Source organism: Streptococcus sp. HMSC068F04, assembly GCF_001837455.1.
Classification (GTDB): domain Bacteria; phylum Bacillota; class Bacilli; order Lactobacillales; family Streptococcaceae; genus Streptococcus; species Streptococcus salivarius_D.
This window is the reverse complement of record NZ_KV832462.1, coordinates 43,137-54,924: the sequence shown is the minus strand read 5'-3', so window position 1 is coordinate 54,924 and position 11,788 is coordinate 43,137. Positions and strand designations below refer to the sequence as shown.

Below are 11,788 nucleotides of genomic sequence, written 5' to 3'. Positions count from 1 at the left end.
AGCGAAACGGACTTAAAGTCACAAAATAAAGGTAAGTAGCATCGGCTACTTACCTTTTTTGTCAATGATGAAAACTTATAAAAAGTTTATGGATAGTGTAACAGTCACTCAATGTTCCTTTTTTTCACAACAGAAAGTACCATTCAATAATAAAAGGCACCACTAATCAGATTAAAGAGAACACTACTAAACCTATTTTCATATAATTACTATTTCTTTTTTAAAGCATTAATAATAGAACGTGTTGCTGATTTCGTTAAGCCTTGATTTTTAGGATGTGTCCTTAAATAGGAATGGACTTTGGTACCAGTATCTGAACGTGTGTAACCATTTGTATTAACAATCTTATTACTTAACAGTTTATCCAATAAATCCATTCTGCATCTCCTCACAATTAGTAATTAAAATTTATACTAAATGAATTCATTGTATCATAGTTACCATTCTGTATATTAGCAGTCCACCCAATATTTTCACCGCTCTTCATTTTATGCTTATAGTAGTTTGCTTTTTTTGCTTTTTCGTCTGATTCCTCAACTTTCTGTCCTGGATTAACTGCAACAAATTCTGATATAGATACTGACTGCTTTCCTTTCGGATCGATACTAGATTGTGACGAACTAAATGGTGTTGCTTCAATACTATTGTTAATTACAATAGTTGATTCAATATTAATTTCTTTATCCGTTAAGTTATCAATAATAATATTTCCACCAGTTCTTGTTATTTTAATATTTTTATCACTATATAGTTCTTCCGTTTTTGCTACTTTTTTTTTCGAACCCGTAATACTTTGTCCTACTTTTGACGTATTATTGCCATTAGTAGAATTTTCATTCGAAGAATCTCTAATAGCCAAAAAAATTATTAACAATGTAAATATAAATCCAAAAACTGCAAGTACATAAACGCTAACATTAAAAATTTACTTTAACATATCTTTTCCTTACCTTTATTTTTGAGTTTCAATTGTCACTTTTGCCTCGTGGTCCAAAGATTTAATCATTGTAGAGTAGTACTTCTCGGCTGACTCCTTTAATAATTTTTTATTGTCCTTTATAAAACCTTGTTGTTCCTTATTTGAAAAACCTTCTGCAACAGCCTCACCAGTATCTATGTCTTTAGTCGAATAACTAAGAATCCCTCCACTAGTATCGTAGAGTGTATAAGGTTTGTCTTTATCTAATTCAACACCAATAACTTCAAATTTGGGTAATGTAACTTGATAATTATGATTACCATTATCTTTAATGGTTACATCATTCTTAATACCGAATTTTGCCGTATAATTTAGAATAATGAGTGCTTTCTTTTCTGAACCAGGTATTACAAAGTTACTACCAAATAACTTTGTATTATTTTCTATTGACTTAACTTTTTGAATAGATGCATTGAGTAAAACTAACTCACTGACCTTTTCCAAAGATTTTACATTTACTATGATTTCTGTCTTTGGTTTTTGATTACCAGATGACTCACTCCCTTTATATACGCTAAGAAAAATGAATCCTACGACAATCACTAATAAAATCGCTAAAATACCATATATTATCTTTTTCATACTTTTTTCCTATTAACTCATTTCTTCAAAAACAACTGGATTAACAATCCTGCAATCACAATACCAGCTGCAATTAGGGGGTTCAACATTGCTATTCCTACAAGAAGTAGAATAGCCAAAATCCATAAAACTACTTTTAACATTATTTCTCCTTATCAAATAACAAAAGATTGTAATATTAAACCCAAGAAATCACTAACTAAAATTTAATTTTACACAAAAATTATATAGCGATATGAATGCGTTGTCAACGCTTTCTTGAAAATAGAATATATTTTTAACTATTTATCATATTATCATAATTTAAACAATTTTATCTCATTTTATATTTAAGAATAAATATAAAAGTCACAGCTATACACAAAGCAAGACTTTCCGCTGTGCTAAAAGTGAGAGAAGCACTATTGCTTCTCTCACTCGGAAGATTTGAGACCCAGGCTCAAATCTTAGGAATGGAATTCCGCTAGGAAGTCGCTTCCGTCCGTAGCACCCAAGGAAAGTCTTAAAATAATTTAGTCAAGAAACGACGGAGTCGGTCTCTCACGTCCGTCATCACTTAGCAAAGTACCAAGAAAGAACATAAAAAAGCAGAGATATTTAATATCTCTGCTTCATAAATAGGATTAGGAGGTTTTATGCTTTTTATTTAGCATCTTTTTCTTTGATAACCAAGACACCATCTTCCATATCAGCTTCTAGATGTTTAGCATCAAGGTTATCCAAGTGGAAGTCTGTGACTTTGTCACGGATTTGTTGTTCAACCACACGACGGAGTGGACGAACACCCATGACTTCGTCGTAGCCTTCTTCAGTCATGTATTCTTTAGCAGCTTCGCTAACTGCCAAGTCAATGTCTTTCTTAGAAAGAGTCTTGTTAACTTCAACCAACATAAGGTCTACAATCTTAGAAAGATCTTCTTTGCTCAAGTGTGAGAATTCGATAACAGCATTGAAACGGTTAAGGAATTCTGGACGGAAGTAAGGTTTCAAACGATCCATAAGTTCTGGTTTATCAGCATCTTCTGTCAAGTTAGCTTCATAGCCAAATCCTGCGTTTGAAGTTGCGATAATCACAGTATTCTTGAAGTTTACAGTGTTACCTTGACCATCAGTCAAACGACCATCATCCAAAACTTGGAGAAGAAGTGTGATAACTTGAGGGTCAGCCTTTTCAATTTCATCGAGAAGGACGATTGAGTAAGGGTTACGGCGAACACGTTCTGTCAAAGTATTGCTATTGTCATCATAACCAACATAACCAGCTGTTGTACCAATCAATTTAGAAACAGCTGTGCGGTCGCTGTATTCTGACATGTCCAAACGAATGATAGCATCTTTAGTTCCGAACATATCAAGAGCCAATTGTTTAGCCAACTCAGTTTTACCAACACCAGTAGGTCCTACAAAGAGGAAGCTACCAATTGGACGGTTACCTTCGTCAAATCCTGCACGGTTACGACGGATGGCACGTGCCACTGCTTCAACGGCCTTATCTTGACCGATAACCTTAGTTTGCAAACGGTGACCCATATCTTTCAAACGTTCGATATCAGTTGCACCCATTTGTGACACTGGAATACCAGTCATACGTTCTACAGATTCAGCTACATCGTTAACAGTTGCAGTGACTTTAAGGTCTTCTGTATGGTTAGCAATTTTCTTTTCAAGTTCTTCAATACGAACCTTAGCGTTTAGAGCTGCTTCGTAGTCTTCTTTGGCAGCTGCAGCTTCTTGTTTAGCTTTTTCTTCTTCGATTTCATGTTCAACAGCATTCACATCAGTCACTGGGTGTTGAGCAGCCAAGTGAGCAGCTGTTACATCGACAAGGTCGATAGCCTTATCTGGCAAGCTACGTTGTGGAATGTATTGGACAGAGAAATCTACTGCTGCTTTCAAGACATCATCTGGCAAGATAACATTGTGGTGTTTTTCATAAAGATCACGAATACCTTGGAGAATCTTGAAAGTATCTTCAGCAGAAGGAGCATTAACCTTAACTTCATTGAAACGACGAGCAAGAGCTGCGTTCTTCAAGATAGTGTTACGGTATTCATCTTGAGTTGTTGCACCAATCACTGTCAATTCACCACGTGAAAGAGCAGGTTTCAAGATATCAGCAAGACCTTTAGAGCCTTGGCCATCGCCAGTGCTTCCGGCACCAAGAATTTGGTGGATTTCATCGAAGAAGAGGATAATATTTCCAGCTTCTTTGACTTCATTTACCAAGTTTTGAATGTTTTCTTCAAAGCTACCACGGTATTGCGTACCAGCTTCAAGTCCAGAAATATCGATTGAGATGATTTCTTTGTTCTTGATAGCAGCTGGGACATCACCATTAACGATAGCTTGAGCCAAACCTTCAACTACAGCTGTTTTACCAACACCAGCGTCCCCGACAAGGACTGGGTTATTCTTAGTACGACGAGCCAAGATTTCGCAAGCTTCTTGGATTTCTTTGTTACGTCCGATAACAGGATCCAATTTACCTTCGCGAGCTTCTTCAGTCAAGTTACGACCAAGTTTAGCAAGGATACCATCTTGTTTAGGTCCTTTACCTTGATGTTGAGTTGGGTTCACTGCTTCACCTTCATTACCAGGCAATTGACCTGTTTGACGGTAGATAGCAAATTCTTCAGGTGTCACTTCACGACCGTTAATCATGTAGCGACGGTTTTCTGAACGGTAACCACCCATGTTACCCATCAATTGATTGAAAAGATCATCCATATTGTTAAAGTTGTTGTTCATATAATTACCTCGTTTTGTGTTTTCTTGTGAAATTTTTTAAGTGTTATTTTTTATGTTAATGTGTAAGTTTTGACTTTTACTGACCAAAACCCTAAAAATTTTTAGTAGCTTCAACTACTCTTCTAATAATTTCAGGTTTTGCTCTTGGTAGGAGACTGAGAACTCTCTCAGTCTTAAATAAATTATCATTTAGCATAAGAGCCACCTTCTTTCTGTGAATCTCTCAATATAGCTAACTTCCAAGTCCCTTTCGAAACTATAAACAGTTTTTTCAGAAAGAAACTTGAATATCAAGGAATTCTTTTTCCTTATAGTTTTATCATATACCTTTCATTTGATCAGGTCAAGAATTTAGTTTTGACTTTTACTGACCTTTCAGGTGAAAATTTTTGCAGACTAGCTGCAATCCTTTTTTATTGGTATATGGGCTATTGACACAGCCTTCATAAGGATTTCATTTCCTTATGTTTATATTGTACAACATTGGTCAGTAATAGTCAATAGTTTTTTTGACTTTCTTTGACCTTTGTTATCATTTTTTGTAGCCAAGTTATAATTACCTTTTTACAATAATCTAGCCAATGCTACAAAACTTATAAGGAAGATAAATCCTTATGTGACTATCATACACCATTAGTCAGTAAAGGTCAATAGTTTTATTTGATCTTTTTTGACCTTTTTAAGAATATTTTCCGAAAAGTAAAAAAGCCTACCAAGGGTAGACCTTCTATAAAACTATTTTACTCTAATTGGTATGCGTCCGAAGTTTTGTTCGGAAAGCTCGGGATTGCCTAATTGATAAACATTATCCGCTTGTTGTGTAAGCATATCCCAAGGCTCCCTTCCAATCCGAGCCACTATATCCACAGACTTTTTCACAGATTTGAGATGAGCTTGCCCTTTTTGAGAAAATCCAAGCACATGAATAGATTCAGGTAAAGGATTTTCCACAGCTCCAACTAGGATATAGGTCAAAATACGACGTAACCGTGCTTTTGTATAGCGTTTGGTCGCCACCTTATCCACTAGTTCCTCCACAGAAGAAACCTCACGGATAGCAGCTTTTAAACGACTGGCAATCTCTTCATTTACCTGGAAAACACTGGTCAAATCAGGATTTGTAAGAATCTGATAAACCAACAATTGGAAATAATTATCCCAAGTGACCTGTGGAGAAGTTTGAAAAAGTTTGCTATTGGGCATGAACTTATCCACAAAATCACTATCTTGCTTGTGGAGACGTAGACTGGTCGCTGAGGCGAAAGATACTTCCTTGTCTGAGGAATGATAGCCAGCCCCCTGTCTCTGGATAGGAGTCAACTTAATGCCCTTACCAGCACAAGCTTTGGCATAGGCTAATCCTAGAATATGGTTGGGGGTATTGCCAGTAAAGTCCACACTAGCAAACTTTTCCCACATTTTTTGCGTCTTCTGTGGATAAGACAAATCACTAGGCAAACTTTCCACAAAGGCTTCCATTTCCTCGGATTTTTCAGCATAAACATCTGCTATCGCCTGGTAGTCTAGGACTTCTTCCGTGCCAAAAGTAAGGCTATCAATTCCCAGTCGGGACAAGATATCGACGGCTCCAGCCGCAAAATAATCGGCAGACTGAACTGCCGTCAAGAAAGGCAACTCAACCACGAGGTCAGCCCCATTTTCCAAAGCCATCTGAGCTCTAGTCCACTTATCCACAATAGCTGGCTCGCCTCGCTGAACAAAGTTCCCAGACATAGCAACGATTTTTACGACTTCGGCATGATCTAGGAGATACTTGTGGCCGTTATGAAAAGGATTGAACTCAGCAATAATACCTGTAACTCTCATAGGTTCTTACTTTTGCGCCACAAAGAACCAACGTGCACTAGTTTCAGCCGGTTCCTTATCCTCGAAATCAGCGTAAAGTTTGAAAGATTTGAAGCCAGCTTGCTCCAACAAGATATCATAAGTCAAGACCTCATAGGTACGCTCCTCATGGACCTCATCATGTCGGCTAAAGCTTCCATCTTCCTCTTGGACAAAGAAGGTCAATTCATGGACGATAGAATGCGGTGCCTCATCCTCATAAGTATCCCAAAGCATAGCAAAGTCTTCTGCATTTTCATGGTAGGAATATCCAGGGAAAACCTCATCCGTCTGATAGGTTGAGTGCACATCAAAGATAAAGACGCCATCTTCATTGAGCGCATTGTAAACCTCTTTAAAGACGTCCCCAACCTCTACTTCGTCCTGCATATAGCAGATAGAATCTGAGTAGCAAGTCACAAAATCATACTTGCCAGCTTGTGATAAATCCAACATGTTACCTTCAATAAAATCAATTTTCTGTTTGGCGGAAGACGCACGCTTCTCCGCAATCTTCAACATGTCAGCACTCAAATCAAGTCCAGTCACATCGAATCCAGCTTGAGAAAAGCGTACAGACTGAATCCCAGTCCCACAAGCCAATTCAAGCAATTTCTTTTTGTCCTTAGTCTTTGGCAAATGACGGAGGGAAAAATCCGTCCACAAATCGTAAAGACTATCATCCATAACAGCGTCGTAGACCGCCGCAAAAGTTTCATAAGTAGCCATAATGATGATACCAAGTCCGCCCGTAATCGGAAAGAAAATTAGGGGAGTGAGACAGAACGAGTTTTCTTAGAAAAATCGTTCGTTGTCTCACCCCCGCAAGGCTGATTAGGTACTCTTCCGAGCTTAAAAAGCGAATGAAGAGTCCAATCAGCTACTGCGCCAAATAATAAATTTTAATATTAATAATTTAACATAGAGCTGTCTATTTTCCGACGATTACAGGACGAGTTCAAATCCTTTCTAAGATACAAAGAGCGTCAAAAGCATAGAGAAAATAGGAAACTTTCTGCCGTATCACCAGATACAAAGAAAGTTTATCTTTTTCTCACAGTTTTTGGTGCGTGTTCAGTTGACAAGCCAACTAAACTAAACACAAGGCTCTATCCTTCCTATTAAATCTTTAGTTTAAGCAACAAAACCCAGTTGTCGCCAACTGAGTTCAATTTTTATGCCAAATAAGCTGACACATCCACCATTGGTGCTTCATGCCAGAGTTTTTCAAGGTTATAGTGAGCACGTTCATCTTCTGTAAAGATGTGAACAACGACGTCGTTAAGATCCAAAAGAATCCACCCCCCCTTGTTGTCACCTTCCATGTGACTAGCGTCAAGGCCAGCTTCTTTCACTTTCTCACGGATGTTGTCAGCAATAGCTTCCAACTGACGGCTATTCATTGCACTCAAAATAACAAAGTAATCTGTTAGGCTTGTAAGACCGTACAAATCAAGGGCAACAATGTCTTCAGCTCGCTTTTCATCAGCAGCTTTGACAACCAATTCAAGTAATTCTTCTTTCATTTAATCCTCTTTCATTAAAAAATCGTTTTGTAATCTAAGACATCCGCAAAACGCTCATCCCAAATGTTCTCGTAAAATTCATTAATTGTTTCTGCCGGAATGTCATCTCCATCAAAGGTTGTAACAGCACCTTCAGGAATTACTAGCTTGTAGCCGTGTTCAAAAGCAACTTTAACGGATGTATCGACACAATATTCTGTTTGCATACCACACAAGACTAGTTGTTTAATTCCTTGTTGCTCCAAGTATTCTTTTAAACCTGTCTCTTTAAACATACTATTGTATTGCTTCTGAAATACCTTTTCATCAGGCTGTCTCTTTAATAGTGGCGATAATTGCCAATCTTCAGAGGTTAGAGCCTCATTCGTTTCAATATGTTGAATGTAGATGATTTCAATCTGCTGTTTTCTAGCCTGATTTTGTAAATAAGAGATTTTCTCTAACAGCTTTTTTGTTTCAAAACCTGTTTCTACTAAGATATTTTGCACATCAATAATGATAAAAGCTGTTTTCACTCACTGATCCTCTTTCAAGTACTTCACAAAAGCATTATAGGTTTCCAAGGTTTGCGGGAAAATAGGCAAGGCCTGATGAGCCAAGTGTTCTACAGTATGGACTGTCTCAAAAGCAACTGCCTTATCTAAGGATTGCTCTGCTACTTGTCTAGCTTCCTCTACCAAAGGGAAATTACGGTTATGCTCAATATAATCAGCCACATAGACAATCTTATCTAGGGTTGACATTTCATGGCTTCCGACGGTATGGATTTCAATACTGCGTAGAATTTCGGAATCAGTCAATCCCAAATCTTCTTGGATTTTATAAATCCCAACCATGCCATGCCAGACATTATTCCCCCATTGTTTCAATTCAGGATCAAGCTCATACTTATCGATAAGCTCCAAGAATTCCTGATCTGGAAGTTCCTTGGCATAATCATGAAGCAAACCAGCCAATCCGGCTTTCTCAGTATCATATCCGTACTTTTCAGCAAGAGCAATAGCAGCTCGCTCAACACCCAGGACATGATTAAAGCGTTTAGGGCTCATGACCGCTCGAATCTTTTCAAGAAGTTCTTCACGAGAATAGTCTAGGTATTTTTCATAGGTCATTTATAGAGCCCCGCTTTCTTGATGTAGGCAAGTACAGACTGTGGCACCATAAAGTTAGGTGTGCGATCCTTCTTAATGTAGGCTCTGACTGCACTTGAACTAATATCCATAAGGGGCACATCCACCCAAATAACTGGGTAAGAGGTTCCAGCCTTATACTTAGGACGCTGAACACCAACAAATTGGACCATCTCGATAAGTTCATCAATACGATGCCACTTAGGTAGGTATTCGACCATATCCGCTCCAATAATAAAGTAATAATCCGTATCAGGATTGGCTTCCGTCAAGAGCTTCATGGTGTCATAAGTATAACTGATTCCCTTACGTTCCAACTCAATGGTTTCGATGTCCAATCCTTCGATACCGTTAATAGCCAACATAAGCATATTAAGGCGGTGTTTTTCATCAATGGTCTCTTTTTTATCGACATGAGGTGGCTCATATTCAGGCATGAGAAGAACTTCATCGAGGCCTAACTGCTGACGCACCTGGTCAGCAACAACCAAGTGGGCATTATGAACAGGATTGAAATTTCCACCTAATATTCCCACTTGCTTACGGCCTGTATCTTTGATTTCTTCCTCTAGTTGAACCTTTGTAAATGGGGTTACGAGATCTAATGCCATGTACGTCTCCTCTATCTCAAGCATTATACAACTGACTTAAGGCTAGCTTTAATGCTTCGAAAGTGTTCCTATACCTTAGTTTGTCCTTCACCAAGCAAAATCAGCAACTATTTTTGGATTGCTTTGACCTTTGGTGACAACTTACGATTTTCTTTTTTAGCTGATTCTTTATAGAGAATCAAGATACGTCCAATCTTAAGGACTGTATCACAGCCAATTTCCTCTTCCAAGATTTCAGCAACCTCATGAATATCTTCCATAGTATTTTGGAGTAGGGTTACTTTAATCAATTCACGGGCATCAAGGGCGTTGCGAACGCTAGTTTTGATGTGGTCGTTAAGACCGTTTTTCCCGATTTGTACAATAGGTTTAAGTGTGTGTGCTTCCGATTTAAGAAAGGCACGTTGTTTTGATGTTAATGACATGTTTATTCCTTTTAATTTTTTTGCTGTTTTTCTAGGGTGATACGGACGCTAGCAAACCTTCGGTTTCATAGCTATTTTTTGAGCCTAGGGTCTCAAAAATTCCGAATCCAAGTAACATAAAATGTAACTTGGATTACTATCATAGCGAAAAACACATCGTTTGCTCCTGACGTAAATCTAGGCAAACTTCATGTTCATTGAAAAGACTCTTTTTATACTTTTAACTACTTTATTAAGTTTAAATAATCGCTTTTCGTACGACGACGCCAACACCTTCTGGTGCCCAGGCAGCAACGATGGTTGATTGGTCAGCTTTTCCTTGGACACGAATCCAACCTAATCCCGAGAAGACAATGTCTGTCTTATCTTTGACAGTAAATTCGTGACGAACAAGTTTTGGAAAATCAGCCAGATCCTTTGGTCCAGGGGGCATGAGAAGACTTCCAACATGCTTATCATAGAAGGCATCTGCACCTTCAAGTTTGGTACGATGAAGCTTCAAGTTATTATCAAAGAAGGCTGTAAAACCTTGCTTATTCCCATCAATAAAGTCAAATCGTCCAAGACCGCCTAGGAATAGAGTTTGGCCTGCATTTAACTGGTAAGTTTTTGGCTTAATTTCCTTCTTAGGACTAACGTACTTGAGATCCTTCGCTGACAGATAGTGTGCCATCTGGTGGCGGTGGATGATTCCTGGTGTATCAAAAATGTAAGTACCATCATCCAAAGGAATTTCAATCTTATCAAGGGTTGTTCCTGGGAAACGAGAAGTCGTGATAATATCTTTATCACCTGTAATTTCCTTGATAATCGCATTGATTAAGGTTGATTTACCAACATTCGTCACACCGACAACATAAACATCACGACCCTTACGGAGTTTTTCAATACGCTGAATCAACTCTTTAATGGCGTGATGATTTTGGGCAGACGTCAACATGACATCCACAGGACGCATGCCTTCTTCATGGGCACGTTCTGTCAACCATTGGGTTACCTTACCATCTTTAACTGATTTAGGTAGGATATCCTTTTTATTTCCGACCAAGAGCACATCATTCCCAGAAACAAAGCGTGACAAGCCTGGAATGATTGATCCATTAAAATCGAAAATATCAACAACATTGACAACGAGGGCATCACTGTCTCCAACTTCATGAAGCAATTTTAAAAATTCATCATCTGTGATGTGGACATCCACAATTTCATTGTAATGACGAAGGCGGAAACAACGTTGACAGTACAACTCACCTGTTTCTTCAGCTTTTTTTATAGAGCTAGCGGGTGTGTAACCAGCCTTTTCTTTATCTTCTGTTTGAATTTGGGCTCCACAGCCAATACAAAATAATTCTTCCATTAAATTCCTTTGTTAAAGGTCATTGGACCATATGCTTTTTCAATCTTTTTCCACATGCGACGCTCACGCCAACGATTAAACTTGGTTACCCAAGCATCTGATTGCACCAAGGGCTTAACCAAAATCGAGCGAATACCAGCTCGGTGGCTAGCTCTGATGTCAGTCATGAGCTGATCTCCAACCATAACAACCTCGTCACGGTTAAAGTGGTAACGCTCAATCGCTTCATTAATCCCTTTCGTAAAAGGTTTCATGGCACGACTCACGAAATCCACATGGAAATTGGCAACCGCACGTTCAACACGTTCATGTTTATTGTTAGAGACCACAACAACTGGAATGTCAGCCTCTGTCATCTCATCTAACCAAGCACGTAGCTCAGGAGTCCCATCAGGGTTATTCCAAGCAATCAAGGTATTATCTAAATCGACCAAGACAGCACGAATACCGTGTTCACGTAGTTGGTCAGGTTTCAAATCATAAACAGCCTCCACCATAAAATGGGGCCTGTAATCGTCTATACTCATTTTCTCTCCAAAATGTTAGTTTACCTCTTATTTTACCATATTTTTAAGGTTTATGTGT

At 38.4% G+C, this 11,788-nt stretch carries 14 protein-coding genes; all 14 read right to left on the bottom strand.

Annotated features, from left to right (window positions below):
• Nucleotides 1–209 precede the first annotated feature (209 nt).
• Nucleotides 210–377 (bottom strand): hypothetical protein, encoded by a 168-nt coding sequence (locus tag HMPREF2571_RS10640; protein WP_162837453.1) that lies wholly within the window; start codon nucleotides 375–377, stop codon nucleotides 210–212.
• A gap of 17 nt (nucleotides 378–394) precedes the next feature.
• Nucleotides 395–859 carry a hypothetical protein gene (locus HMPREF2571_RS01645; protein ID WP_231724201.1) on the bottom strand — a complete coding sequence of 155 codons (465 nt, stop codon included), beginning with the start codon at nucleotides 857–859 and terminating at the stop codon, nucleotides 395–397.
• A 93-nt stretch (nucleotides 860–952) separates the two neighbouring features.
• Complete coding sequence (locus tag HMPREF2571_RS01640; RefSeq protein WP_002884297.1) at nucleotides 953–1,561, bottom strand: DUF4230 domain-containing protein; 609 nt, start codon at nucleotides 1,559–1,561, stop codon at nucleotides 953–955.
• Between the two features lie 17 nt (nucleotides 1,562–1,578).
• Nucleotides 1,579–1,704: a hypothetical protein gene (locus HMPREF2571_RS10785; RefSeq protein WP_002884447.1), complete on the bottom strand. Its 126-nt coding sequence runs from the start codon at nucleotides 1,702–1,704 to the stop codon at nucleotides 1,579–1,581.
• Nucleotides 1,705–2,203: 499 nt separating this feature from the next.
• Complete coding sequence (locus HMPREF2571_RS01635; protein WP_070847067.1) at nucleotides 2,204–4,309, bottom strand: AAA family ATPase; 2,106 nt, start codon at nucleotides 4,307–4,309, stop codon at nucleotides 2,204–2,206.
• Between the two features lie 735 nt (nucleotides 4,310–5,044).
• A complete protein-coding gene (locus HMPREF2571_RS01630) occupies nucleotides 5,045–6,136 on the bottom strand; it encodes a nucleotidyltransferase (protein WP_070847065.1) in 1,092 nt (363 codons plus the stop codon).
• A gap of 6 nt (nucleotides 6,137–6,142) precedes the next feature.
• The gene (locus tag HMPREF2571_RS01625; protein ID WP_070847063.1) at nucleotides 6,143–6,883 is read right to left on the bottom strand and encodes a class I SAM-dependent DNA methyltransferase; all 741 of its coding nucleotides are present in this window, start codon (nucleotides 6,881–6,883) and stop codon (nucleotides 6,143–6,145) included.
• A gap of 446 nt (nucleotides 6,884–7,329) precedes the next feature.
• Nucleotides 7,330–7,680: a ribosome silencing factor gene (rsfS, locus tag HMPREF2571_RS01620; RefSeq protein ID WP_002891669.1), complete on the bottom strand. Its 351-nt coding sequence runs from the start codon at nucleotides 7,678–7,680 to the stop codon at nucleotides 7,330–7,332.
• A 14-nt stretch (nucleotides 7,681–7,694) separates the two neighbouring features.
• Nucleotides 7,695–8,195 carry a cysteine hydrolase family protein gene (locus tag HMPREF2571_RS01615; RefSeq protein ID WP_045771996.1) on the bottom strand — a complete coding sequence of 167 codons (501 nt, stop codon included), beginning with the start codon at nucleotides 8,193–8,195 and terminating at the stop codon, nucleotides 7,695–7,697.
• The gene (gene yqeK, locus HMPREF2571_RS01610) at nucleotides 8,196–8,792 is read right to left on the bottom strand and encodes a bis(5'-nucleosyl)-tetraphosphatase (symmetrical) YqeK (protein ID WP_070847061.1); all 597 of its coding nucleotides are present in this window, start codon (nucleotides 8,790–8,792) and stop codon (nucleotides 8,196–8,198) included.
• The gene (locus HMPREF2571_RS01605) at nucleotides 8,789–9,421 is read right to left on the bottom strand and encodes a nicotinate-nucleotide adenylyltransferase (protein ID WP_002884372.1); all 633 of its coding nucleotides are present in this window, start codon (nucleotides 9,419–9,421) and stop codon (nucleotides 8,789–8,791) included. The genes yqeK and HMPREF2571_RS01605 overlap by 4 nt, the downstream gene beginning before the upstream one ends.
• 107 nt (nucleotides 9,422–9,528) lie before the next feature.
• Nucleotides 9,529–9,846, bottom strand: coding sequence for a ribosome assembly RNA-binding protein YhbY (gene yhbY / locus HMPREF2571_RS01600; RefSeq protein ID WP_002884193.1), 318 nt, complete (start codon nucleotides 9,844–9,846; stop codon nucleotides 9,529–9,531).
• A gap of 238 nt (nucleotides 9,847–10,084) precedes the next feature.
• The gene (yqeH, locus tag HMPREF2571_RS01595) at nucleotides 10,085–11,203 is read right to left on the bottom strand and encodes a ribosome biogenesis GTPase YqeH (protein WP_070847059.1); all 1,119 of its coding nucleotides are present in this window, start codon (nucleotides 11,201–11,203) and stop codon (nucleotides 10,085–10,087) included.
• The gene (locus HMPREF2571_RS01590; protein ID WP_002884676.1) at nucleotides 11,203–11,730 is read right to left on the bottom strand and encodes a YqeG family HAD IIIA-type phosphatase; all 528 of its coding nucleotides are present in this window, start codon (nucleotides 11,728–11,730) and stop codon (nucleotides 11,203–11,205) included. The genes yqeH and HMPREF2571_RS01590 overlap by 1 nt, the downstream gene beginning before the upstream one ends.
• Nucleotides 11,731–11,788 lie beyond the last annotated feature (58 nt).